This window comes from Desulfoluna sp. CLI2B, from assembly GCF_056847375.1.
Window position 1 is genome coordinate 2488705 of record NZ_CP186557.1, and the last position, 23200, is coordinate 2511904.

Below are 23200 nucleotides of genomic sequence, written 5' to 3' on the forward strand. Positions count from 1 at the left end.
ACCGGGCACCCGCTTCTGGGGTGCCCGGCTTCAGCCAAGTCAAATCAGTATGTCCGGCCGCGATCAGACGGCGGCGAGGTCCTTGAAAAGCACCCGTGCGTTGTCGATGTCCGCTTCGATCTGACGGGAGAGCTCGTCGATGCCCGAAAATTTCTGCTCGTCGCGCAGTTTCTGGATCATGTTGACCTTGATGGTCTCCCCGTAGATGTCACCGGAAAAGTCCAGGATATGGACCTCCACCGTAAAGATATGGTCGTCGAAGGTGGGGCTGTAGCCGATGTTGGCCACGCCCTGAAACTGCCCCAGGCTGCAATCCACGGTGACGGCATACACACCGGAGGCCGGGCAGAGTTCGTCGTTCAGGTTGATATTGGCCGTGGGAAACCCCAGGAGCTTTCCGCCCCGGTCCCGACCGGAGACCACTTTCCCCCGGACCTGGTAAAACCGGCCCAGAAGTTCCGGAGCCCGGTGCACCTCGCCCCGGCTGATGATCTCCCGAATTCGGGTGCTGCTGATACGCTTCCCCCCCAGGTTCACCCACTCCGGGGTAATCACATCAAAATTCATCTCTTCGCCAAACCGTTTCATCAGGGCTATATCCCCTTCCCGTTTGCGTCCGAAATAATAGTCGTTTCCGACAATGATGGCTTTCATCCCCAGCTTGCCGATCAGGAGATCCGTCACGAAGCGCCGAGCATCAATGGAAGAAAATTCTTTGGTAAAAGGCACGGTCACGAGGGCATCCACACCGCAGGCACCGATGAGCTCGGCCTTCTGCTCATGGATCGTGATAAGCGGCGGATGATCACCATTACAGAGAACCCGCTTCGGATGGGGTTCAAAGGTGACCGCAACGCTCCGGCCCCCGATCTGTGCCGCCCTGTCAACGGCCAATGAAAGAAGTGCCTGGAACCCTCCCCCACCAACCCTGTCTAAGTTACCGATGGTGATCACACTATTTTGGAAGGGATGCTCGATTCCCTCGAATCCTTCGTATAATTCCATGATATTTCAGCATATCTCCATTTTTCAACTTGACTGCGTATAAAAAGAAATTTATAAATTTTTTTGTTGGTAAAATCAATGTTTTTCCCATCTCCTTTTTCCTGGGCCTTTTTTGCAAAAAAGGCTTGATCAAGCCGAAAGGCGCTGCTATAACGCTTTCACAAATTGCCGAAGTGGTGGAATTGGTAGACGCGCTGGTTTCAGGGACCAGTGGGCGCAAGCCCGTGGGAGTTCGAGTCTCCCCTTCGGCACCAACTGAATTTAAAAGCCTCTGCTTGAAAAAGCAGGGGCTTTTTTGTTTTGTGCCCCGGGAGATGGCTCGCCTTAAACAGGAACCGCAGCAGGTAGCCACGGGTAACACGTGAGTCTCACATGGCATCCGGCGCGCCCACACGGGTTGCCGCGTTCCGGCCACAAAAAAAAGTCCCAATACGTGCGCAAAAAGGCTTGATCGGCGGACAAAGCGCTGCTATAACGCTTTTCACAAATCGCCGAAGTGGTGGAATTGGTAGACGCGCTAGTTTCAGGGACTAGTGAGAGCAATCTCGTGGGAGTTCGAGTCTCCCCTTCGGCACCAAACGAATTCAAAAGCCTCTGCTTGAAAAAAGCAGGGGCTTTTTTGTTTTCGGCACTCGCTGCACGTACCCCACCTCAGCCTGAAAGCCCCACGGCCCCGGATTTGTCGTTTGCCGTTCCACGTCATGTCATGTATATTTAATAAATCCTATCCTTGCCGTCTGATGTGGCGCCCTCGCGCCCAACGCATCGCCTAAATGCGCCCATGCCGGCTTCCATACGTCGGCCGCTCCGTTACCCCAAGGACAGAATCAAAACCCATGACACCCTCTGCCCCAAAAACCGGCACGTCCTTCACCCTCTTTTCCGGGCTGGGTCGAACCCTCACAAGCGGATTCCTGCTCTTTGCCCTGGTTCCCCTGACCCTGGTGAGCATTATCGGTTACGACAAAGCCCACCGAAGCCTCAAGGCTTCGACCCAAACCCTTGAAATAGCTGCTGAAATGAAGACGCAGGAGATCAGCACCTATTTCAAGCACATGCTGGCTGAACTCTCCTTCGAAGCCGAAACCCTCGCCAACATCGCCCTGCTCGAGGAGATGATCTCGGCTTTTCGCCGTTCGGGAAAAGAGCTTACGGATTTCGTCACATCGGACACCTGGGGCGCCATCAGCGCCTCCCTTGGCGAAAACCTCCGCCATGTCAAAGACACCTTCGGCTACCACGACGTTTTTCTTATCAGCCAGGATGGAGACATCCTCTATACGGTGGCCCAGGAGCCGGACCTCGGCACAAACCTGCTTACCGGCCCATACAAAGCCACCAAACTTGCGGCCTCCTTCAGAAAATGCGTTCAGACCCGAGAGATCGTCTTTTCCGATTACGAGCACTTCGAGCCCTCGGGAAACAGGGTGTGCGGCTTTTTTACCGCCCCGGTCCTGAACCTCGACGGCCAGCGAATAGGCTGCCTCACCTTTCAGTTCTTCATCGACCCCATCAACGCCATCATGCAAAGGGAAACGGGCCTGGGAGACCGGTCCGAGACCTTTCTGGTGGGCTCGGACCTCACCTTGCGGTCCAACTCTGTGCTGGACAGGGAAAAAAGCCTCATCAAGGAAAAGATCCTCACCGACCAAACCGCACCGCTTATGGAGCACCACGATCACGGGGCATCGATCTACACCAGCCATACCGGCAACCAGGTACTGGGCATCCATCGCAGTTTCCTGATCCAGGGAATCGATTTTGGCGTTATCGCAGAAATTGAGGAGACAGAGGCGTTCTCCGGCATTTACGAACTGCGACGGCTGACCCTTTTCCTCATCGGAACAACCGCCGTTTTCGTGATCCTTTTTGCGGTGATCACCGTCCGGCGTATTGCGGGCCCCGTAGCCCATCTCTCCTCGGCTGCCAAGCAGGTGGAGGGCGGGGACTACTCACAGACCATTCACATTTCGTCTAAAAACGAAATCGGGGAGTTGGCCGACGCCTTCAACACCATGATGGACTCCCTGAGAAAAAACAGAGAGACAAACCGCCTGACGGAATGGTTTCAAAAAGGCCAGGTATCCCTGAACACGGAAATACGAGGCATCCAGGGGCTTCCCGACCTTTGCCGGGGCATCATCACCTTTCTGGCCACCTACCTGAACATGGACATCGGCGCCATCTACATTGCCGACGATAACAACGATCTGACGCTCACCGGAAGCTATGCCTACGCACCGGCCACGGGAACCATCCGTGAATTCCAGTCCGGCCAGGGACTGGTGGGACAGGCCGCCCTTGAAAAAAGGCGAATCCTGCTGGACCGGATACCGGACGACGGCATGAGTATCCACACCGGCCTGGGCGACATATCGCCCCACGCCATGGCCATCACCCCCTTTGTGCACGATGAGTCATCGGGGTGACGGTCCTGAAACCTGGGGCGTTTTCCAGAGCGCCTCAATTTCTTACTCGGCCTCAGACCACATCGCCGTGTCCGTCCACACCTCTGTCCCACACCACCGTTCAAAACCTCCTGGAGCAGACCCAGGAGCAGGCAAATGAACTCGCCGCCGGGCAGGACAAGCTGCGCCGGAGCAACGACGCCCTCCGGGCCCAGTCAGAAAAACTCAAGGAACAAAAGAAGAACATCAACACGAAGAACAAAGAACTTGAAGCCGTTCGCAAGGAGCTCGAACAGAAAGCAAAAGACCTGGAGGTCACCTCCAAATACAAATCGGAATTCCTGGCCAACATGAGCCATGAGATCCGGACCCCCATGAACGGCGTCATCGGCATGACCGGTCTCCTGCTGGACACCCGGCTCACCGAGGAACAGCGCCGTTATGCCGAAACCGTCCGAACCAGCGGCGAGTCCCTCCTCTGCCTGATCAACGACATCCTCGACTTTTCCAAAATAGAGGCCGGCAAGCTGGAAATGGAGCAACTGGACTTTGATCTTAACTCCCTGCTGGGAGATTTCGGAGAACTGATGGCCCTTAAGGCCCATGAAAAAGGCCTGGAATTCATCTGCGCAAGCGCCCCTGAAACGCCCTCCTATCTCAGGGGGGATCCCGGGCGCGTGCGCCAGGTGCTCATCAACCTGACGGGCAACGCCATCAAGTTTACCCATGAAGGAGAAGTCGAAGTGCATGCGGACCTCGACTCCCAGACCGACAACACCGCCATGATCCGCTTTACAGTGCGCGATACCGGCATCGGCATCCCCGAAGAGAAGCAGGAGTCCCTCTTTGAGCAGTTCACCCAGGTGGACGCCTCCACCACGCGCAAATACGGAGGCACCGGCCTGGGCCTTGCCATCTCCAAACAGCTCACAGAGGCCATGGGCGGAGAAATCGGGGTCCACTCGGAGCCCGGCAAGGGAACGGAATTCTGGTTTACCACCCAGTTCATCAAACAGACGGACCAGAAGCCCCAGCAGCTCCCCACCACCGACATCCAGGGCACAAAAATCCTTGTGGTGGACGACAACAGGACCAACCGGGACATCATTCGCATTCAGTTGACCACATGGGGCATGAAACCGGAGGAGGTGGAGGACGGTCGGACAGCATTGGAACGGCTGCAGGAAGCCGCCGACAATGGGACCCCCTACCAGCTGGCCATCCTTGACATGCAGATGCCCGAAATGGACGGCGAGATGCTCGGAAAGGCGATTCGATCGAACCCCCGGTTTTCCGAAACACGCCTGATGATGATGACCTCCCTGGGAGAACGGGGCGACAGACGGCGACTCGAAGAGATCGGCTTCTCCGCCTACCTGACCAAACCTGTCCGCCAGTCCGACCTGTTCGACAGCCTAGTCACGGTCCTGGCAGGCAACAAGGACAACACATGGAGGCCTGTGATGACCCGTCAGATCATCCCGGAGATGAAAACCGAAAGCGGTCGCATTCTCCTGGCGGAGGACAACGCCATCAACCAGAGAGTGGGCATGGGAATCCTGAAAAAGCTGGGTCTTCGGGCCGATGCCGTGGCCAACGGCAAAGAGGCGATCCAGGCTCTTTCATCCATTCCCTACGACCTGGTGCTCATGGACTGCCAGATGCCGGAGATGGATGGCTTTGATGCCACCAGAAAGATTCGCGAATCGGGCTCCACGGCCCTGAACCGCGCCATCCCCATCATCGCCCTGACAGCCAACACCATGGCCGGGGATCGTGAGAAGTGCCTCAATGCAGGCATGAACGACTTCATCTCAAAGCCGTTCTCCCCCAGAGACCTGGCCGAAATCCTCAGCAAATGGCTGCCGACGGAGTCGTGAAAGAGAAACGTTCCCTCAGGCCGCCAACCGCCCCTCCCCGGCGGCATCAGCCGCCCTGCACGCCGCCACGGCGCGTCCGCTCACCAGCACCAGCCTCACCCCGAGAAACAACCCGGACACGGTCAGCCCCGCAATCAGGCTGAGCCAGAACCCGCGTGCCCCCATGGCCGGAACCAGGACATCGGTCATGGACAGGGTGTAGCCCAGGGGCAGGGTAATGACCCAGTACGCCGTAAAGGTCAGAAAAAAGGTCACCTTGGCGTCTTTGTACCCCCGAAGCGCCCCCTGGGACGTGGTCATCACGGAGTCGGAGACCTGATAGAGGGCAGCCAGAAAGAGAAGATCCACGGCCACGGCCGTGACCTCGGGGTCCCGGGTGTACACCGCTACGATCTCCCGTGCAAACCCAAGGGTGAAGCTCAAGGTAAAAAGGGAAACCACCATGGCCATCATGCACCCGGTGAAACAGGAGTACCTGGCTCCCTCAGGGTCCCGGGCCCCCACCGCGTGCCCGGCCCGGATGGTCAGGGCCATGCCGATGCTCAATGGAATGGAAAACACCAGCCCGGAAAAGTTCAGGGCGACCTGATGGCCGCCCACCACCACGGGCCCCAGCACCCCCAGAAACAGGGTAATGCAGGCAAAAATGCTGCACTCCATAAAGATGGTCCCAGCAATGGGAAGCCCCAGCGCCAGCAGCTCGCCCATACCGGCCGGGGACGGCAGGCTGAACTCGGCAAAGGGCGCCCCCTCCCTGCAGGTCTCGCTGGACAAGGTGTAAAGGAGCATCAGCAGGAAAAAGAGCCAGAAGGTAAGCCCGCTGGCCCATCCGCACCCCGCCCCGCCCAGGGCAGGCAGCCCGAATTTCCCGTATATCAATATATCGTTGGCCACGTAGTTAAAGGGAACCGTCAGCAACGAGATGATCATCTGGGGCTTGGTCCTTCCGATGCCTTCGGCGTAGGACTTCAGGACAAAGTACCCGGCAATGGCCGGAAACCCGAAAGAGATCCCTTCAAGGTACCCCTTGATGATGGGAACCACCTCATCCGTGATCTTCATCAAGTCCAGCACAGGGTCCATGTGCCGAATCCCCACAAACAGCAGCATGGAAAATGCCAGGGCCAGCCACAACGCCTGGCGAACCACCCGGCCGGACTCCCCTTTCCGGCCTGCGCCGGTCAGCTGAGCCGTGATGGGGGTTACAGCCATCATCAACCCGTTCATGGCGATAATAAAAGGAAAGCACAGGCTGCCGCCCACCGCAGCCCCTGCAAGGGCGTTGCTGCTGTAATGCCCTGCCATCATGGTATCGATAAAACCCGCTGCCGCTACGGAAAGCTGGGAAAGGATAATGGGGAGGGCGAGCCTTGCAATGGAGAAGGCTTCCGCCTTCCGGCTTCTTGGGGCTCCATGGAAGTTTGAGGTACGTGCGGGGAGTGTCATAAACATCACAATCAAGAAAAATAAACGTTACAGCATGAACATGCAAAGGGACAAAAACAAAAACACCTTCCGAATCCGGAAGGTGCTTTTCATCTGATACCGGCGGGCAAGGCCGACGGGTTATTCGAAGGCAACGAGCGTGACAGCCAATTTCTCCTCAAGGCTTTTGATCTTCATGAGTTCGGCATCGCTGAGGGTGCTTGGCTCGGGGTTTGAGCAGGAGTATGCCACCAGGGTTTTGCCGAGATCCCTTTCCAGCGCCTTGATGGCGTCAAGTTTTTTGTCATCCAGTTTTGATGCGCTACAAAACATAACCCCTCCCTATGTGTAAATTGTTGGTGTATACCAAAGAATACATAACGGTTAAGCAGATGTAAACCGCCAAAATCCGTCACCTGCAGCCCTTACCTTTTATCTGCCTTCTTGTCTTTGGGATGGTTCATGGCCAGGTCTTCGAGTTCGATCTGTATGGCCCGTGTGCTGATGGCTATCTCATACAGAGACACCACAAGAGATAAAACAAGAAGCAACAGGCTGAGGCCGAAGCTCACCTCCGCCACTAAATCCATCTTGACAAACAGGCAAAACATGGCCACGGCGCAGAGAATAAAGGCAAACACGCCAAGCCCCTGCATCCAGCGAATCAAGGCAATCCGTTTCTTTAGGTTGTTGATCTGCCGATACACCATCTCCCTCACCTGATCCCCTTCCCGATCATGGAGCTGGCGGATCAACTGCGCAAGGACAAGGAACCTGTTGGTATAGGCGAGAAACAACAGTGAAATGGCGGGAAACAGCAAAGCTGGCGTGGTCAGGTTCATTGGCACTCCGTTGTATGAAGGGGCATGCCTGTGTCGACGAAACACAACGGCGTTAATACAGCATCCCGAAGGGCGATTCACCGGTTCTGCCCCAGAAGCCCTCTCCCGAAGCGGCCGGATCATCCGCTCTCCATACCCCTTTGCTCCAATGGAATCAAGGAGAATCCCCCCTGACGGACGTCCTGGGGTGTGAGACCCTTGCCTGCCGGACGTTTCACCATCCAACACGTATTTGGTTTAATATCAAACGGGTTACCTTGGAAAGAACCATGCCGGCGAAACGAACCAGGGCCACCACAGGCCGCGATATCCACCCTAATGGGCCCAATATTTTGAAAAATCATAAAAAAATCATTGACCTTTTCTTTGAGATCGATAAAAATGTCCGCCAGTGTCTCAAAAGGGACGAAGGGTTTCGTTATTTAGGAAGATCCATGTAATGCTTGGCGATACCTGAACATCGAACCAACTTTAAATCATCAAAGTTAAGTAAGGAAAAGTCACTATGGCTAATGGAATCGTAAAATGGTTTAATGACTCAAAAGGTTTTGGTTTCATTGAGCAGGAAGACGGACCCGATGTTTTCGTACATCACTCAGGTATCAACGGCACCGGCTTCAAATCCCTTGAAGAAGGTGCGCGAGTTACGTTTGACATCGAGCAGGGCCAGAAAGGTCCCGCCGCAGTTAACGTAACTGTCGTATAGATTTAGCTTATCCAGGGGCGCCCGGCTTTCGAGCCGAGGCGCCCTTTTTTTTTGCTCAATTTCCCCGCCCACCCCGACGCATCACGTCATCCCATCCCGGTCGATCCCCTGGTTCACACGTCAGCCACGTCCCCACCAGCTGGCAACGCCGCCCCACGGCACCTCATTGACACCCGCCCCTCAATTCGGCATAATAAGCCATTGATTTTTCTTTGATCCTGACCGCATCACCCCATCATCTCACCCTCACAGGATCCTTCCAACTTTCCCCATCCATCCCGGATACAGGACGATACCATGACCGAATTTCCACAAAACCCCTCCACGGTGTTTTACTTTGGAACCTGCCTGTCGGACATGATCTACCCAAAGGCCGGCCTGGCGGGCATCCGCCTTCTCCAACGAGAAGGGGTGGAAGTCATCTACCCCAAAAAACAATCCTGCTGCGGCCAGCCTGCCTACAATTCAGGCTTTCCGGATGAGGCACGGGCCGTGGCCCTGGCCCAGGTCAAGGCCTTCTCCGGAAGCAACGCGCCCATTGTGGTTCCCTCGGGATCCTGCGCGGGCATGATGCACATCCACTACCCCCTTCTTTTTGAGAACGAACCCGAGTACTTCGAGGTCAAGCGCTTTTCCGAACGCATTTTTGAGCTCACCTCCTTTTTACGCCACAGCCTCAAGGTCACCTATACGGACAAGGGCCCTCCCGTGACCCTTACCTGGCACGGCTCCTGCCACGCCAGAAGTGAAATGGCCTGCACCGAAGACAGCAAAGCCCTCATCCGGCAACTGACCAACGTCACCCTGGTGGAGCTGACCAATGAACACGAGTGCTGCGGATTCGGCGGGACGTTTTCCGTAAAACGACCGGAAATCTCTGCCGCCATGGTAAAGGACAAAGTCCGCGACATTCAGGACACAGGCGCCACCGCCTACCTTACCGGAGACTGCGGCTGCATGATGAACATCAACGGCCACATGGGAACCGTCAAAAAACCTGTCTCCGGGTATCACGTTGCAGAATTCATACTGGAGCGAATCCATGGATAAGACCAGAAAATCCACCTTTGCCCAGAAAGCGGCCGGTGCCCTTGCCGATACCCAGCTTCGGGACAACCTGCGGTTTGCCACCCAGAGCCTGAGGCAAAAGCGCATGGCCGTTTTTGACGACCCTGAAGCCACCGAGGCCCTTCGGGATACGGGAAACCTCCTCAAGGCGGGGGCCCTCACCCGGCTGCCCGATCTCTTGGAACAACTGGAAGCCCGCTGCACGGAAAACGGCATGGCCGTGCACTGGGCGGAGACCACGGACGAGGCCAACCGCATCGTCTTGTCCATCATGGAGAAGCACGGTGCCCGGAAGGTGGTGAAGGGCAAATCCATGGTCTCTGAAGAGATGCACTTCAACGCCTTTATGAAAGAGCACGGCAAAGAAGCCCTTGAGACCGACCTGGGGGAATTCATTATCCAGCTGAACAACGAGCCCCCCTCCCACATCATTGTGCCGGCCATCCACAAAAACAGGAAACAGATCGGAAAAATCTTTGCCGACAACATCCCCGGCACCACCTACACCGAAGACACGGACATTCTCCTGGCAACGGCCAGAAGGGTGCTTCGGGAACACTACCGCACGGCGGATATAGGGCTTTCCGGGGTGAACTTTGCCGTGGCCGAAACAGGCACCCTCTGCCTGGTGGAAAACGAGGGCAACGGGCGCATGTGCACAACGGTGCCACCCGTGCATGTGGCCCTCATGGGCCTTGAAAAGGTGGTGGAAAAACTTGAAAATGTGCCGCCCCTGTACCGCCTGCTCTGCGGGTCGGCCACCGGCCAGCGCATCACCACCTACTTCAACATGATCAAGGGTCCGCGACAAAAAGGGGAAAAAGACGGCCCCACAGAGGTGCACCTGGTGATCCTGGACAACGGTCGATCCCGGATGCTTGGGGATCCCCAGCTTCGCCGGACCCTGCAGTGCATCCGATGCGGTACCTGCCTCAACCACTGCCCTGTGTACACACGCATCGGTGGCCACGCCTACGACGCCACCTACCCCGGCCCCATCGGCTCCATCCTCATGCCGCAACTGGCCGGGCTCAAGGCCAAAGGGGAGCTGGCTTTTGCCTCCTCCCTCTGCAACGCCTGCAGCGATGTCTGCCCCGTAAAAATCCCCATCCCCGAGCTGCTGCGACGCATGCGAGATGAGAGCTACCTGAAAAAGGGCACCGGGGTGGTTCCGGGGCACGGCTCAAAACGCAATGCCCTTGAGTGGGCAATCTGGAAGGGGTGGCGGTATGCCCACACCATTCCCCTGCTCCACTGGGCCATGCTGAAAACCCTGGCCATTACCGGCCGCATTCTCCCGAAGGTTGGCCCCTTGAAAACCTGGTCCCGCGTCCGGACAAAACCCGTCTTAGCCAAAGAGAGCCTCAAAGAGCTGATTCGACAGGAGGGAATACGCCATGAGTAGATCGTCTGCCAGAGCCCGGATCCTCTCGCGCCTCTACAAAAACGCCGAAACAGCGGGCTACACCCCGGAGGCCCCGCCCTGGAGCCCCCCTACCCTGAGCCCGGCCAAACGCATCAACCGCTTTGTGGAGTTGATGGAGGCTGTGCGATCGGAAGTCTACCGAGTCAAGGGGGACGAGTGGGCTCCTGCCCTGCGAAAAATCCTTCGCACCCGGGAAATTGCCACCATGGCCTACGGCCAGGGGACGTGGTGCGGGGATATCCTTGAAAAAAGCTGGAAAGAGAAAGCCCACCCCACGGACCTCATCCCCTGGACCCAGGACGTGGAGGCATTTCGCGATGAGCTGTTCGATATCAACGCCGGGATCACCACCACCATGGGAGGCATCGCCGAAGCCGCTGCCCTGATCCTCTGGCCCACACCCCAGGAACCGCGCCTTCTCTCCCTGGTGCCTCCGGTTCATATCGCACTGGTCAGGTCCAAGGAGATTTTCACATCCTTTCCCGAGGCCATCAAAAAACTGAACTGGTCCAAAAAAGCCCCCACCAACAGCCTGCTTATCTCCGGCCCCTCCAAGACAGCGGACATCGAGCTGATCCTCCAGTTCGGTGTGCACGGGCCCACGGACCTCATCGTCTTTGTCATTGATTAGCCCTTTAAGGGCACGGTATTCCCCGGTTTATGCAAAACCAAAAGGCCGCAGCATCCACGGATGCTGCGGCCCATTTTTTACCCATAACCTCTTTTTAAAAAATCGCACGGTGACATGGCAACCCTGCTGCCATTCACCGCCCCTCCATGGGTTTTCTTAAAAGGTATACACAAGGCCGGTTGAGAGCATGGTGGCCCCGTCCATCCTGCCGCTGACGTCAAAATACTCCACTTCAGCCCGGATACCGAAGCTACCCAGATTGATGGCCGCACCCAGCCCGCAGGCCACATCAAAGCCATCGTCACCACCGTTGACGAGGTCACTTCCGGAAAAATCTGCATCCCAGACAAAACCGCCCAGCTTGCCGAACACATCCACGGGCCCCAAGCCAAAAATCAGCATCCCGAAAAGATCAAAGCCGTCCAGCTCGACATCACCGTTCCTGCCGTTGGTATCGCCATCGGGGTTGCCGAAGTTCACATAGCCCCCTTCAACACCGAGAAGCCCCCACTTGAGCCCCCCAAAAATTTTATACCCCAGGTCACTCTCCTCGAACTCCCCCTTTGTGGCATCATCAAAATCAAAATCCGCCCCTACCTCGGCATACGCAAGACTGGCACCGATAAAGAACCCGTCGTCTCCGGCCGAAGCAACCTGAGGCAGAGCAAAGAGAGCAAGACAAACCACAAACACAACTGCACTGATTCGCTGTTTCATCGTTCGTTTCTCCTTTGAAATTTTCTGTTTACAATCTGATATGATGACGCATAACGATGCACATCGGCCCTTCCCCTGGTTGAAAACCAAAGAACCACCTTGCCGCCCTTTCAGAGCCATGTGGCCCCACAATCGCACAACGATTCGACGTCGCGTTGCACGCTCTCTGTTTCACGTTCGTAATCGGTAAGGTAAGAATGATATGGAGAGAGGCGAGATCACCCCGTGTGGCGATGGCACGCCATGCGCCACAGGAAATCCCGGGAATTGACTCGAACAGAATATTACCACCATCAACCTGTCATTTAAAGCACTTATCTTATTTTCGCAGATAATTCGCCACCACACCGACAGGATGAACGCGCTTTATGCTCTGGGAACCCGCATTTAACCGGGGATAAATGACGGCTCCTTGACCTCTTTCATGCAGACCGCCCCTTCCGGGCATCCCACAGCGCACTGCCCGCACCCCATGCATTTTTCCAGATCAACCATGGCATGCTCCCCTTCCGGGATATTGATGGCATTGAAGTAGCATCGGTCCACGCAGGTTCCGCAGGCCGTGCACAGCGCCCCATCCACCCGGGCCTGATACCTGCTGGGATCACACAGGGAGACATCTTCTGAAATCATCATGGAAAAGGACTGACAGCAGCAACCACAGCAATTGCAGATAAAATGACCCGCATCAGAGGTGTTCATTGCCACGTGGACCAGGCCTGCCTCGGCACACTCCCGGATGATCCGACGGGCTTCCTCTTTATCAATTTCCCGCCCGGATCCCCTCTCCAAGGCATACGCCGCACTCCGGCCAATCTGGAGGCAGACCTCAATGGGGGCATCGCACTTCTGCATGGTCAGGCGACAGGTGCACTTGGTGACGGCAAGCTGTTCGGCGTTATCTACGATCCCCATCAGGTTTTCAGAGGTCAGTATGGTGTGTTCAACCGGAGAAAGGGCCTCATTGACGGGGATCACCCGGGTGTACGGCTTGGGCAGAAACCCTGCGAGCTGAGGTGCAAGGACGGGCCACTCGGTTTCCATATAGGCTTGCCAGTACCCGAGGAACTCCTGCGTTGCTTCGGGCCAGACAATACTCGCATCGTGGAACTGGGCAATGTGCATGGGAGCACGCCAGCTTACTGGCTGGCCGGGCTTCTTTTTCTTAAAGGCAAGCCCTTTGCGAAACATATCGTTCAGGTCGTTTTCAATCGCCCCTTCCGGGCGATCCGTTTTCATCGCAAGGTCAGCCACGGTGCCCGGAAGGGCCACCAGGAGATCGGCCTGGACGTCAGTAATCATGCTCTTTAAAATGTGTGGGATATATACGGAATCCGGGTGAAGCATGTTGGCGGCAAAGCGTTGATACGATGTTGTTTCGGTCATGTGCTATGCTCCTTTTTTGGTTTCTCCCCACCCACCTTCTGGGGGTTGCTCATCATACCAGCGAACAGCAACATATTGAACATCCGACAATAAATTCTGAAAGATATCCGGGCCTTTGTCACGTTTTTTTGATGGGGGCGCCGAACAGAACCGTGGTTCCGAACTCAATAATGATGCCGAAGATCGGATTGATACAAAGAATGGAGACAATGACAACCCACGAGAACCCGAGCATGGCATCGGCATAGGCAAAAATCGCTCCCACAACCGCCCCCATAAGGGCACCGTGTCGACTCCAGGTCAGTGTGGTGATGTTCGATATGCCAACGGCAAACCCGATCATGGCCCTGTTGAGAAGGATAAAGCCCAAATTCGATGCCCCCAAGGGAAGACCATAAAGGTATTTCCCCATGAGAAAGCAGGCAACACCGCAAAGAAACCCCATAAAAACAGCAATCTTCAATCGTCTTGCATCAAACATGTCCTTCTCCTGATTTTTTAGCCCGGATATTTCATGAGAAAACAACGACTCCAAAAGAAACTTTCATAATTTCATACAGCTACAATAAAAATATCAGCTCTTTTTAAAATGTAAATCAGCGTTTGCTGTTTGATTTTCTCACCCTTCGGGCGAGCCGGGTTAGGTAAAGGTTCAACACTGAAGCCCGCAAGTCACGGTTTCCATCATCAAGGTTGGCATCGAGAGATGCCATGTGTTTCCCGAGCCTTTTAGCAGCCTCTGTGACCATCGTCTCCCCACCGGAGAGACCCCTCGCCCGACCAAGAGATCGGGGTTGACGAATGAGCAAAGCAAGGTATGAGCCAAAAAGGAAAAAGCCAGCATTAAGGATCAGGAGAGGCCTCTCTCAAGTTTTGGGGAGCGGACAACCGGCGACATAACGTCAGAGGACAGGCCACCCCGACGAGATATCGCCTAATAAACGCGCCTCGTCCTATCAGCCCATGCGGCATCCATGCCCTGATTCCATGCCACGCCTGCATTCCCCCATGATTTTCTTCTACAGAGAGAAAAGCCATGCAATGGACCCACCGGAACCCTCAGCTTTTCCTTCTTTGTAACCACCTGTTATGGATTGACGTTAAGGTATCACAGGGGCTAAGCTGGTGCGTCAACATCCTATCAACAAAAAGCGAGACCTTTACGGACGCAGGCAAACACCACCCTGTGACACATAAAACCCACCCACAACAAAGGATGGACACATTGGGCTTGATCAAGAAGATACTGGGCATTTGCGACACACGCTTACCGGCAGACCCCGAGGCATGGACACGGACCGGCTCCCTGCTGACCCTGGACCTGTCAAAGCTTCCCGAACTGCAGGAGCACGGAGGGGCCATTCGACTGGAGGGCAAGGGCCTTGAAAAAAGGATCTTTGTAATCCACGGAGAAGGGGATACCTACCACGCCATGGAGAACAAATGCACCCACATGGGGCGGCGCCTGGACCCCGGAAGCAAACCGGGAACCGTGACGTGTTGCAGTATTTCAGGCTCGACCTTCGATTGCTCCGGCACCCCGGTGGCAGGGGCCGCCAAACGCCCGGTTCATCATTTTGCCGTCGAAACCAGGGACCATGTCCTGGTAATTGACATGGCCTCATAAGCTGGGTTTCTGTCCCCGCAGGGGGGCTGCAATAAGCCGGGAGGCAATCAGCACCTCCCGGCTTCTTATTGGACCGGGCACCCCTCCATCGGTTCGGTGACACCCCGACCTACCCCAGCCCAACAACGGTCCGCCCTTTGTGGCGACCGGCCAGCATGTCGTCTATCCTTGTACTCAGCTGGTCCAACCGGATTTCACTGGCCACCTCGTCCATGGTGTCGAGCTTCCAGTCCGAGGCCAGTTTTTTCCAGATCTTTTGGCGGCGCGCCATGGGGCAGTTCTGGGAATCGATACCCACCAGGGATACCCCGCGCAGGATAAAGGGATACACCGTAAGGTCCAGATTCGCCCCGGCAGCGTTGCCACAGCTTGTGACCACCCCGGTGGGTGCTGTGGCCTTAACGGCCGATGCCAGGATATCGCCCCCCACGGTGTCAATGCAACCGGCCCACCGTGCCTTCAGCATGGGGCGCCCCGAAGTATCCTCGGCCTCGGCCACGGAGAGCACTGTCTCTACCCCCAGGGACTTCAGGTACGGGGTTTCGTCCGTTTTGCCCGTTACCCCGGCGATGCGGTACCCCAGCTTTCTCAAGATGGCCACGGCAACGCTGCCCACGCCCCCAGAGGCTCCGGTCACAAGCACCTCGCCCCTGTCCGGGGTCACCCCGCCTGCCAAAAGGGAATCCACGGACATGGCCGCGGTGAAGCCTGCGGTGCCGTAGGCCATGCTCTCCTTCAGGGAGAGCCCCTCTGGCAGCGGCACCACCCATCCTGCAGGCACACGGATGTACTCACCAAAGCCCCCCGATGTATTCATCCCGAGGTCATAACTTGTCACGATCACCTTGTCCCCGGCCTTGAAACGCGCATCCGAGCTCCGGTACACCTCACCAGCCGCGTCAATGCCCGGGGTATGGGGATAAGCCTTTGTCACTCCCCGGTTCCCCGTGGCGGACAGGGCATCCTTGTAGTTTAACGAGGAGTAGTAGCCCCGCACCACAACCTCCCCTTCGGGCAGGTCGTCGATGCTCCTGGCCTCAATGGTGCCCTTGCATGACCCGTCTGCCATCTCCCGAACCACCAACGCATTGAATGTTCTCATCATGTTTTCTCCTTTCATGAGAAACCGACCGGTCTCCCCTTTTGATTGACAAAAAAAATGTTACCTATTCAGCTTATGCCTCCGGCGGCCCTGCCGGGGGCCAAACGTTTAAAAAGTTTGACAGTTCCACCAGTTGAAGCAGACAACTTATCATAAATATTAACGGTTCATCATACTGAGCGAGACGCACTGAAACGGAGCGCCGCACTCCTGTGCGGCTTTTTGGTCCGTTGTTCCCCATGCCGCACCGGAGTGCGGCGCTCCAGGGGTCAAGGGGGACTCAATGGTAATGAAAACAAGCTAATGGAACGATGCAAAAGGCCAAAAAAACCTGATATTGGCGCCTTAAGGCGCAGAAACAGACCGCTTTGAGCGGTTATTATACAAACCTCCCGTTCGACGGAGAGGTGATGACTTTGCCTGTTTGCATCAGGGACGTTTTTTGCGGAGCTTTTTTTCAAAAAAACGACCCGCCAGAGGCAAGCTCAATAATCCTTTGCCCACCGGAATAAACTCAAGGCCTGAGGCTTGCAAGGTACCCCATCAATGACCCGATGGTGGCCTCCAGATTGGCCTTGGACTTGTCCGAGGTGTACATCACACAGGCCCCCAAAAGCCCTGAGACCAGCATCTCCGTAACGGCACCGGTATCGACGGAAGCGTTCAGTTTCCCGTTGCCCTGGGCCTCATCCAGGAGCCCTTTCACCATGGCCTTCAACCTCTCGAAGCCCTTGTTCACTTCGACCGCCAGGTCTGCCCGCTGATCATTGAGCTCCACGGCAAAGGTCACGAAGATACACCCGCCCGGAAGGTCGTCGGACGTCAGGTACCGATACTGGTAGTTGTCAAAGAGGCGGACCACCTTGTCCACCGGGTCGTCCAGTTCATCCAGGCCATCCAGGTTCTTGTCCCGCCAGATGCTCCGGGCCTCGCAAAAAGCTGGTCCTTGCTTTTAAAATGGTTGTAGAGCCCCCCCTTGGATGCCCCGGCCGCTGCCATGACATCGGAGATGGAGGTGTTCATAAAGCCCTTTGTGGAAAACAAACGCAGGGATTCGGTAATGATCTTGTCTTTAAGTGCCATGCTGTTTCCTGTTCAACAATCCGTAGGACAGACCGGTCGGTCTCTCGGCAATATTACGCATTCTCCGAAACCTTGTCAAAAACAAAAAAACCACAGCATCCCCCATGCTGTGGTTTTTGTATGTTCCGAGACAGGATGAGCGGCCCGGGCTCCCGGGCCCGACGCCACTCACCCTTCAGCCAGAACAAAAACACCGCCTGTTTCCCTGCGAACGATCCCACGGCCACCCGATGTCGATCAAATCTCACACTTGAGGCCGATATCGTACTTTTCGTCGTCCCCGGATCCGACTTTGTGACACCATGCCACCGTGCATTTGTTGGTGGAAGGAAAGTTCACCGTTTTGATGAACACTTCGGTTCCGGGCTCCATGGGCGTGTCGGACTCAAAGCACATGCCGTCTTCGCTGAAGTTGCACATCATGGCATCATGATAGTGATCGGCAGACCCATCGGTAAATACAACCTGGGTATCAAACTCATTGCGTTCTTCGTGTCGTTTCTCCTTTGATTCGTTCATGGTCTCCCCCTTTCCCCAAACGAGGGTAAAGCAATCATGCCCTTTCAATGGGGCGGCACCCTATGTCCCCGCCCCCGGGCCCGGAAACGTCACGGGCCGGAAAAGGGCCAGCCCTGCCGGTGATCATTGGATCTCTGCCGCAGCCATGATCTCCGGCACAAGCTCTTCCTTACCGATCGCCATGATGTGGACACCGTCACACACCTTTTCGTCACGGATCTGCCTGATCATGCGACCGGCAATCTCTATTCCCTTTTTAAGCGCCCCGCCCTTGGGGGCTGAAGCCATCTCGTCAACCAGCTCAGGCGGGACGTACACCCCAGCAATGTTGGCATTCATAAACCGAGCCATGGGAGCCGATGTCAGCAGGATGATCCCTGCCAGCACTTTCACCGGGAACTGCCTTGCGTAGCCCATAAACGAGCTAAACTTCTCCATGTCGAACACCGCCTGGGTCTGGATAAATTCCGCCCCTGCCTCAATCTTCTTCTCAAACTTTATCAATTGCGGCTCAAGGGGATTCGCCTCAGGCGTCACAATGGCACCGGCGCAAAAGGAGATGCCGCCTTCCAGTTCGCTCCCCCCTAAGTCTTTCCCGTTTTCCAGCATCCTCACCGCCATGACAAGCTGGCTTGAATCAAGGTCAAACACCCCCTTGGCTTCCTTGTGGTCGCCCAGCATCACCGAGTCACCGGTGAGGCAGAGGACGTTGTTGATGCCCCTGCTGTGCGCGAACAACAGATCGGCCTGGAGCGCAAGGCGGTTGCGGTCCCGGCACGTCATCTGCAGGATCGGCTCCCCTCCCATCTCCTTGACGAGCAGGGCCGCGCCCAGGGACGGAAAGCGCATCACCGAGCTCTGGTGATCGGTGAGGTTCATGGCATCCACCTTATCCTTCAAGAGCTCCACATGGTGAGCCATCGCCTCCAGGTTTGTCCCCTTGGGAGGTGCCACCTCGCAGGTAACGACAAATTTTCCCGAATCGAGTGCTTGCTTAAATAAGGATGCCATATCGCGTCTTTCCCCATTGAAATGTTACGGGTTCGCGAATGTTCCATGGGCTCGTTCCTCGCCCTTTGCACATTCGCTTACGGGCTTCGCCCGTGGCAGACTGTAAAAAGTTGGTCAGCCGTAACGACTCAGTTCAATAAAGCCTGCCGGAGGCAGTCCGGTTAAAGCTGATAATCAATGAGTTACGATAACGAATCATAGCCATTCAAGGCTTGTCGCATCGCTCGTACAAACCACCAGCATATGCTTCAGGCGAAGGCCGTTGCGATTTGGCCCGAGGAACGAGGGACAAATCGCAACGGCAATCAGCTTTCGAGGTGGCTCACCTCGCCGCCGGAGGCATGCTTTTTTCCAGATAGAAGGCTTTTTTTGTTTTTTCTCTGAGCCCTCAACCTTATTCAAAAGGCAGCCTGGATTTGCCGGGGGACGGCTCCCCGAGGCAATTTCTGGGTTGTTGCAGCTTTCGCATCAGATCGAGCTTTCCGAGCTCTTTCAGCCGGTTGTAGATGAGGGTCCAGGCGCATGCCTTCTCCTTGTCGATCTCGCATTTCCCGTTATCAGTCCCGCCGCACGGACCGTTTACCAGCCCCTTGTGGCAGGCCGTCACCGGGCAGATCCCTCCGGTTTCGCCGATGATGCAGGTCCCGCACTGGGTGCAGATTTCGTTGTACTCACCGGGGGCCGTTTCTTTCCCCACAAAGAGGGTATCCAATGCCGGAATGACCATGGCTTTGAGCTGCCTTGCGATGGTCTGGACCCCGAAGGCACAGGACATAATAAGGAGGGCATCGGCCTGGGAGATGCTGTTGCCGTAGTCGGCAAGGATTTCTCCTGTCAGGTGGTCACAGGCCACGGGTACCACCGTATGGCCGGTGATCAGTTTGCCTGCGCCGGACAACCGCTCTTTCATGGCACGAACCTCGGGCTCACCGCCGGTGCGGGTAAGGGTCGTACAGGTGCCACAGCCGATGATAAAGACCCTGGCACACCCCTCCAGAAGCCGGTCAATCTCCTCTTCCGTTTTTTGTCGTGTAATGGCCCGGATCATATTATTTCTTCTCCTTTTCAAGGTCGCACCGGAGGCATCTTACGGCCTCTCGAATGGCCTCCTCTTCCGTAAACCCCATCTCCACTTCACGGAAATCCCTGATGCGGTCGCACGGATCCTCATGCTTGGTGCAGACCCTCGGGGCGTCGCCCTCTTTCTCGCTTTCAAGGGCCAGCCCGGCATCCACCGCCATGTCGGTCTTTTCATCTGCTACCTCAATGCGGCCTTTGAGCCCTTTGAGGTATCTCTCAATGGCGATGGCGGCCCTGCGCCCCGATGCCACGGCCCGGATCACAAAGGTGGGGCCTGAGGTGAAATCCCCCCCGGCAAACACCCCGGGGATATTGGTGGAGAGGCTGTTCTCATCCACCACAAGGCTTCCCCAGAGTTCCCTTTCAAGTTGGCTGTCCTCTGAGATGAAAGGATCCGGGGCCTGGCCGATGGACGTCACACGGTCCGCATCGATGACCTGACGTCGCCGACTCATCGCTTTTCAAAGTGCTCCTTGGTCAAAGACCGAAACGCAACGGACAAACTCGATCCCGGTCACCTTTTCGTTGTCGTGTATGATCCGTTTGGGCTCCCACCTCGGGTTGATCACAACCCCCTCTTCCAGGGCTTCGGCCACCTCCTTTTCCCAGGCGGGCATCATGTCCCTGTCTTCCATGCAGAAGAGGTGAACATGGGCGGCCCCGGTCCTCAGGGCGGTCCTGGCAACATCCACGGCAACATTCCCGCCGCCGATGACCACGGTCTTGCCGTCAAACCCCCTCACCTTTCCCTGCCGCACATCACACAAGTACCCGAGGCCGTAATGGAGCCCTGTCAGATCTTTCTCCTCGCCCGGGATTCCCATGCGCTTGCTGGTCTGGGCACCGGCGGCGATGAACACGGCGTCGTACCCTTCGCCCATCAAATCATCCACCGTATGCCGTGAGTCCACCGGCGTGTTGTACCGGATCTCCACACCGCAGGCTTCGATGTACCGGACCTCCGCGTCGATGACCTCGGGTGGGAGCCTGAACTCCGGCAGGGCGATGCTGAGCATCCCCCCGGCCTTTGGCTGGGCTTCAAAGACCGTGACCCCGTATCCTGCCTTTCGAAGGAAATAGGCGCAGGAGAGGCCGGACGGGCCAGCTCCCACCACGGCGACTTTTTGCGCCTGAGTGAGGGGAAAGGGGCTTTCCGGAAGCCCGATGTTCTTAAAATACCAGTCTGAAGCAAACCGTTTGAGGGAGCGGATCGCCACGGGCTCGTCGAGCTCTCCCCGCCTGCACTTGTACTCGCAGGGGTGGATACACACCCTGCCACACACCGCCGGGAAGGGGTTACGTTCCCGAATGATATCCACGGCCTTCTGGTACTCCCCCTTGGCGATGGCAGCCACGTAGTTCGGCACGTCGATGCCGGCCGGGCACGCGTGCTGGCACGGGGAGATCACGATCTCGTCGCAGGTGGCCCCGGCGCAGCGGTGCTCCAGGATGTGGTCCTTGTACTCCGCCTCGAAATACTTCAGGGTGGAGAGGGCCGGTTTTGCGCAGGCCTGCCCCAGGCCGCACAGGGAGGTTTCCGTTACGGTGGCGCCGATCTCCCGGATGGTGTCAAGGTCCCGAAGCTGTCCCTTTTTCTGGGTGATCCGCGTTAGAATGTTGAGGAGCTGGGTGGTCCCCAGGCGGCAGGGAGCGCACTTCCCGCACGACTCGGCCTGGGTAAACCCGAGGAAGAACCGGGCGATTTCCACCATGCAGTTGTTCTCGTCCATCACCACCATGCCGCCGGACCCCATGATGGCGCCCAGCCGTGAAATCGTCTCGTAATCGACGGGCGTGTTCATAAGCTGCGCCGGGATGCATCCCCCTGCCGGACCGCCCATCTGGACCGCCTTGAATGCTCTCCCCTTGGGAATCCCGCCGCCGATACCAAAGACGATGTCATGGATGCTGGTACCAAAGGGGACCTCCACCAGTCCGGTGTTGTTGACCTTCCCGGCCAGGGAGAAGATTTTGGTGCCCCCGCTCTGGTCCGTGCCCACTTCGGTGTACCAGGCCGCCCCGTTGTTGATGATCAAGGGGACGTTGGCCAGGGTCTCCACGTTGTTGATGTTGGACGGTTTCCTGTCCAGCCCCTCCTGGGCCGGGAACGGAGGCCTGGGGTTGGGCATGCCCCGCCTTCCCTCGATGGAGGCCATGAGGGCGGTCTCTTCCCCGCACACAAAGGCTCCGGCCCCCTTCTTCAGTGAGAGGTGAAAACAAAAACCTGTTCCGAGAATGTTTTCTCCGAGAAGCCCCAAGGCCTCCAACTGACGGATGGCAATGGAGAGGTGCTCCACGGCAATGGGGTACTCTTCCCGTACATAGATCACCCCGTGCTCGGCCCCCATGGCATAGGCACCGATCATGAGACCCTCGATGACGGAGTGCGGATCCCCCTCAAGCATGGCCCTGTCCATGAAGGCCCCGGGGTCGCCCTCGTCCGCGTTGCAGATGACGTACTTGGGCGAGCCTGTGGCTTTTCTGGTATACGCCCACTTCAGGCCCGTGGAGTAACCGGCCCCGCCACGCCCCTTAAGCCTGGCTGCCGTCACCTCGTCGATGACCTCATCGGGGGACATGGTGCCCAGCACCTTGGCCAGGGCACGATACCCGCCGGATGCGATATAGTGCTCCACCTTTGTCGGATCGATCTTCCCGCAGTTTGCAAGGACCCGCCGCACCTGCTTTTTGTAAAAAGGAATCCTGTCTTTGTAGAATATCGGCTGGTTCGTGGTGATGTCCCTGTAGGCCAGCCTGTCCACCAGCCTGTTTGCCTTGATCGTCTCCGACACGATATCTGAGGCGTCTTCAGGTGCGACCTCCTGATACTGGATCCCCATGGGCTCGATGGCAACCACAGGCGCTTTTGCGCAAAACCCGTGACAGCCTGTGGAGCGGACCTCCACACGCCTCGAAAGGCCCTGCCTCTCCACCTCCCTACCGATGGATGTGAGCACCTCCTTTGCCCCGTACGCCCTGCACCCTGTCATGCAGACCAACACGGTGGTTTTCTCATCACCACTGCCCACACGGAGGGTGTTCCTGAGCCATTCAAGCTGCCCTATGGAAAGGAATTTTTTCATATGACGTCCACTCCATGTTGCCTCCGGCGGGCAGGGGCTAAGCCCCTGCACCCCAGGCTCGCACATGCTCTGAGCCCTCGTTCCTCGGGCCCTTCACATGTGCTGACGGGCTGCGCCCGTGGTTCAACAGCACGGCAGGTTATCCCAGCCTAACTGTGTCGATTCTCGATCGGTGGCTTCTCCACCGGTATCGTAACCAAC

Annotated in this window: 20 protein-coding genes, 2 tRNA genes and 1 pseudogene; 9 read left to right on the forward strand and 14 right to left on the reverse strand. The window is 56.8% G+C overall.

Translation table 11 applies throughout. The annotated features are described in order from the left end of the window. Positions 1 to 63: 63 nt before the first annotated feature. Entirely contained in the window at positions 64 to 1005 is a 942-nt protein-coding gene (locus ACOYW2_RS11805) for a bifunctional riboflavin kinase/FAD synthetase (RefSeq protein ID WP_482770523.1), read from the reverse strand. A gap of 167 nt (positions 1006 to 1172) precedes the next feature. Here ACOYW2_RS11805 and ACOYW2_RS11810 point away from each other — a divergent pair. From ACOYW2_RS11810 to ACOYW2_RS11825, 4 genes are all read left to right on the forward strand, one after another. Next, positions 1173 to 1259 (forward strand) — tRNA-Leu (locus ACOYW2_RS11810). A 236-nt stretch (positions 1260 to 1495) separates the two neighbouring features. Next, positions 1496 to 1582, forward strand: a tRNA-Leu gene (locus ACOYW2_RS11815). A 259-nt stretch (positions 1583 to 1841) separates the two neighbouring features. Next, positions 1842 to 3434, forward strand: coding sequence for a HAMP domain-containing protein (locus ACOYW2_RS11820; protein ID WP_482770524.1), 1593 nt, complete (start codon positions 1842 to 1844; stop codon positions 3432 to 3434). Next, positions 3431 to 5293 (forward strand): response regulator, encoded by a 1863-nt coding sequence (locus tag ACOYW2_RS11825; protein ID WP_482770525.1) that lies wholly within the window; start codon positions 3431 to 3433, stop codon positions 5291 to 5293. Before ACOYW2_RS11820 ends, ACOYW2_RS11825 begins: the two co-directional genes overlap by 4 nt. Before the next feature lie 15 nt (positions 5294 to 5308). Here the strand turns inward: ACOYW2_RS11825 and ACOYW2_RS11830 are convergent, their stop codons facing one another. The 3 genes from ACOYW2_RS11830 to ACOYW2_RS11840 form a co-directional block, all read right to left on the reverse strand. Beyond that, a complete protein-coding gene (locus ACOYW2_RS11830) occupies positions 5309 to 6739 on the reverse strand; it encodes an MATE family efflux transporter (RefSeq protein WP_482770526.1) in 1431 nt (476 codons plus the stop codon). Between the two features lie 120 nt (positions 6740 to 6859). Further along, positions 6860 to 7051 carry a hypothetical protein gene (locus ACOYW2_RS11835; RefSeq protein ID WP_482416166.1) on the reverse strand — a complete coding sequence of 64 codons (192 nt, stop codon included), beginning with the start codon at positions 7049 to 7051 and terminating at the stop codon, positions 6860 to 6862. Positions 7052 to 7143: 92 nt separating this feature from the next. Beyond that, the gene (locus ACOYW2_RS11840) at positions 7144 to 7560 is read right to left on the reverse strand and encodes a DUF2721 domain-containing protein (RefSeq protein ID WP_482770527.1); all 417 of its coding nucleotides are present in this window, start codon (positions 7558 to 7560) and stop codon (positions 7144 to 7146) included. Between the two features lie 505 nt (positions 7561 to 8065). Between ACOYW2_RS11840 and ACOYW2_RS11845 the strand changes: the two genes are divergently transcribed. From ACOYW2_RS11845 to ACOYW2_RS11860, 4 genes are all read left to right on the forward strand, one after another. Further along, complete coding sequence (locus ACOYW2_RS11845; RefSeq protein WP_180144650.1) at positions 8066 to 8266, forward strand: cold-shock protein; 201 nt, start codon at positions 8066 to 8068, stop codon at positions 8264 to 8266. 297 nt (positions 8267 to 8563) lie between these two features. After that, a complete protein-coding gene (locus ACOYW2_RS11850; RefSeq protein ID WP_482423088.1) occupies positions 8564 to 9316 on the forward strand; it encodes a (Fe-S)-binding protein in 753 nt (250 codons plus the stop codon). Then, entirely contained in the window at positions 9309 to 10739 is a 1431-nt protein-coding gene (locus tag ACOYW2_RS11855; protein ID WP_482770528.1) for a LutB/LldF family L-lactate oxidation iron-sulfur protein, read from the forward strand. The genes ACOYW2_RS11850 and ACOYW2_RS11855 overlap by 8 nt, the downstream gene beginning before the upstream one ends. Beyond that, positions 10732 to 11391, forward strand: coding sequence for a LutC/YkgG family protein (locus ACOYW2_RS11860; protein ID WP_482416162.1), 660 nt, complete (start codon positions 10732 to 10734; stop codon positions 11389 to 11391). The genes ACOYW2_RS11855 and ACOYW2_RS11860 overlap by 8 nt, the downstream gene beginning before the upstream one ends. A gap of 156 nt (positions 11392 to 11547) precedes the next feature. Here the strand turns inward: ACOYW2_RS11860 and ACOYW2_RS11865 are convergent, their stop codons facing one another. The 3 genes from ACOYW2_RS11865 to ACOYW2_RS11875 form a co-directional block, all read right to left on the reverse strand. Continuing rightward, entirely contained in the window at positions 11548 to 12108 is a 561-nt protein-coding gene (locus ACOYW2_RS11865; protein ID WP_482416161.1) for an outer membrane beta-barrel protein, read from the reverse strand. 387 nt (positions 12109 to 12495) lie between these two features. Next, entirely contained in the window at positions 12496 to 13494 is a 999-nt protein-coding gene (locus ACOYW2_RS11870; RefSeq protein ID WP_482770529.1) for an ATP-binding protein, read from the reverse strand. A gap of 118 nt (positions 13495 to 13612) precedes the next feature. Next, the gene (locus ACOYW2_RS11875; RefSeq protein ID WP_482770530.1) at positions 13613 to 13975 is read right to left on the reverse strand and encodes a hypothetical protein; all 363 of its coding nucleotides are present in this window, start codon (positions 13973 to 13975) and stop codon (positions 13613 to 13615) included. Positions 13976 to 14725: 750 nt separating this feature from the next. Between ACOYW2_RS11875 and ACOYW2_RS11880 the strand changes: the two genes are divergently transcribed. Beyond that, positions 14726 to 15121 (forward strand): QcrA and Rieske domain-containing protein, encoded by a 396-nt coding sequence (locus ACOYW2_RS11880; RefSeq protein ID WP_482770531.1) that lies wholly within the window; start codon positions 14726 to 14728, stop codon positions 15119 to 15121. A 109-nt stretch (positions 15122 to 15230) separates the two neighbouring features. Here the strand turns inward: ACOYW2_RS11880 and ACOYW2_RS11885 are convergent, their stop codons facing one another. The 7 genes and pseudogenes from ACOYW2_RS11885 to ACOYW2_RS11915 form a co-directional block, all read right to left on the reverse strand. Further along, positions 15231 to 16226, reverse strand: coding sequence for a YhdH/YhfP family quinone oxidoreductase (locus ACOYW2_RS11885; RefSeq protein ID WP_482770532.1), 996 nt, complete (start codon positions 16224 to 16226; stop codon positions 15231 to 15233). Positions 16227 to 16737: 511 nt separating this feature from the next. Then, positions 16738 to 17094 carry a TetR family transcriptional regulator C-terminal domain-containing protein gene (locus tag ACOYW2_RS11890; RefSeq protein ID WP_482770533.1) on the reverse strand — a complete coding sequence of 119 codons (357 nt, stop codon included), beginning with the start codon at positions 17092 to 17094 and terminating at the stop codon, positions 16738 to 16740. Next, complete coding sequence (locus ACOYW2_RS11895; RefSeq protein ID WP_482770534.1) at positions 17046 to 17306, reverse strand: TetR/AcrR family transcriptional regulator; 261 nt, start codon at positions 17304 to 17306, stop codon at positions 17046 to 17048. The genes ACOYW2_RS11890 and ACOYW2_RS11895 overlap by 49 nt, the downstream gene beginning before the upstream one ends. A gap of 237 nt (positions 17307 to 17543) precedes the next feature. After that, on the reverse strand, positions 17544 to 17825 hold the full coding sequence (locus tag ACOYW2_RS11900; protein WP_482770535.1) for a PilZ domain-containing protein: 282 nt from the start codon (positions 17823 to 17825) through the stop codon (positions 17544 to 17546). A gap of 123 nt (positions 17826 to 17948) precedes the next feature. Next, positions 17949 to 18836 (reverse strand): methylenetetrahydrofolate reductase, encoded by an 888-nt coding sequence (locus ACOYW2_RS11905; protein WP_482770536.1) that lies wholly within the window; start codon positions 18834 to 18836, stop codon positions 17949 to 17951. A 394-nt stretch (positions 18837 to 19230) separates the two neighbouring features. Then, positions 19231 to 19884: a methylenetetrahydrofolate reductase C-terminal domain-containing protein gene (locus tag ACOYW2_RS11910; protein WP_482770537.1), complete on the reverse strand. Its 654-nt coding sequence runs from the start codon at positions 19882 to 19884 to the stop codon at positions 19231 to 19233. A gap of 1 nt (position 19885) precedes the next feature. Further along, positions 19886 to 23065, reverse strand: a pseudogene (locus ACOYW2_RS11915) (FAD-dependent oxidoreductase). Positions 23066 to 23200: the final 135 nt, after the last annotated feature.

Excerpts from the sequence above, each read along its gene's own strand:
- ACOYW2_RS11805 (WP_482770523.1), bottom strand. The coding sequence starts at position 1,005 with ATGGAATTATACGAAGGATTCGAGGGAATCGAGCATCCCTTCCAAAAT.
- ACOYW2_RS11820 (WP_482770524.1), top strand. The coding sequence starts at position 1,842 with ATGACACCCTCTGCCCCAAAAACCGGCACGTCCTTCACCCTCTTTTCC.
- ACOYW2_RS11830 (WP_482770526.1), bottom strand. The coding sequence starts at position 6,739 with ATGACACTCCCCGCACGTACCTCAAACTTCCATGGAGCCCCAAGAAGC.
- ACOYW2_RS11835 (WP_482416166.1), bottom strand. The coding sequence starts at position 7,051 with ATGTTTTGTAGCGCATCAAAACTGGATGACAAAAAACTTGACGCCATC.
- ACOYW2_RS11840 (WP_482770527.1), bottom strand. The coding sequence starts at position 7,560 with ATGAACCTGACCACGCCAGCTTTGCTGTTTCCCGCCATTTCACTGTTG.
- ACOYW2_RS11845 (WP_180144650.1), top strand. The coding sequence starts at position 8,066 with ATGGCTAATGGAATCGTAAAATGGTTTAATGACTCAAAAGGTTTTGGT.
- ACOYW2_RS11850 (WP_482423088.1), top strand. The coding sequence starts at position 8,564 with ATGACCGAATTTCCACAAAACCCCTCCACGGTGTTTTACTTTGGAACC.
- ACOYW2_RS11855 (WP_482770528.1), top strand. The coding sequence starts at position 9,309 with ATGGATAAGACCAGAAAATCCACCTTTGCCCAGAAAGCGGCCGGTGCC.
- ACOYW2_RS11860 (WP_482416162.1), top strand. The coding sequence starts at position 10,732 with ATGAGTAGATCGTCTGCCAGAGCCCGGATCCTCTCGCGCCTCTACAAA.
- ACOYW2_RS11865 (WP_482416161.1), bottom strand. The coding sequence starts at position 12,108 with ATGAAACAGCGAATCAGTGCAGTTGTGTTTGTGGTTTGTCTTGCTCTC.
- ACOYW2_RS11870 (WP_482770529.1), bottom strand. The coding sequence starts at position 13,494 with ATGACCGAAACAACATCGTATCAACGCTTTGCCGCCAACATGCTTCAC.
- ACOYW2_RS11875 (WP_482770530.1), bottom strand. The coding sequence starts at position 13,975 with ATGTTTGATGCAAGACGATTGAAGATTGCTGTTTTTATGGGGTTTCTT.
- ACOYW2_RS11885 (WP_482770532.1), bottom strand. The coding sequence starts at position 16,226 with ATGATGAGAACATTCAATGCGTTGGTGGTTCGGGAGATGGCAGACGGG.
- ACOYW2_RS11895 (WP_482770534.1), bottom strand. The coding sequence starts at position 17,306 with ATGGCACTTAAAGACAAGATCATTACCGAATCCCTGCGTTTGTTTTCC.
- ACOYW2_RS11900 (WP_482770535.1), bottom strand. The coding sequence starts at position 17,825 with ATGAACGAATCAAAGGAGAAACGACACGAAGAACGCAATGAGTTTGAT.
- ACOYW2_RS11905 (WP_482770536.1), bottom strand. The coding sequence starts at position 18,836 with ATGGCATCCTTATTTAAGCAAGCACTCGATTCGGGAAAATTTGTCGTT.
- ACOYW2_RS11910 (WP_482770537.1), bottom strand. The coding sequence starts at position 19,884 with ATGATCCGGGCCATTACACGACAAAAAACGGAAGAGGAGATTGACCGG.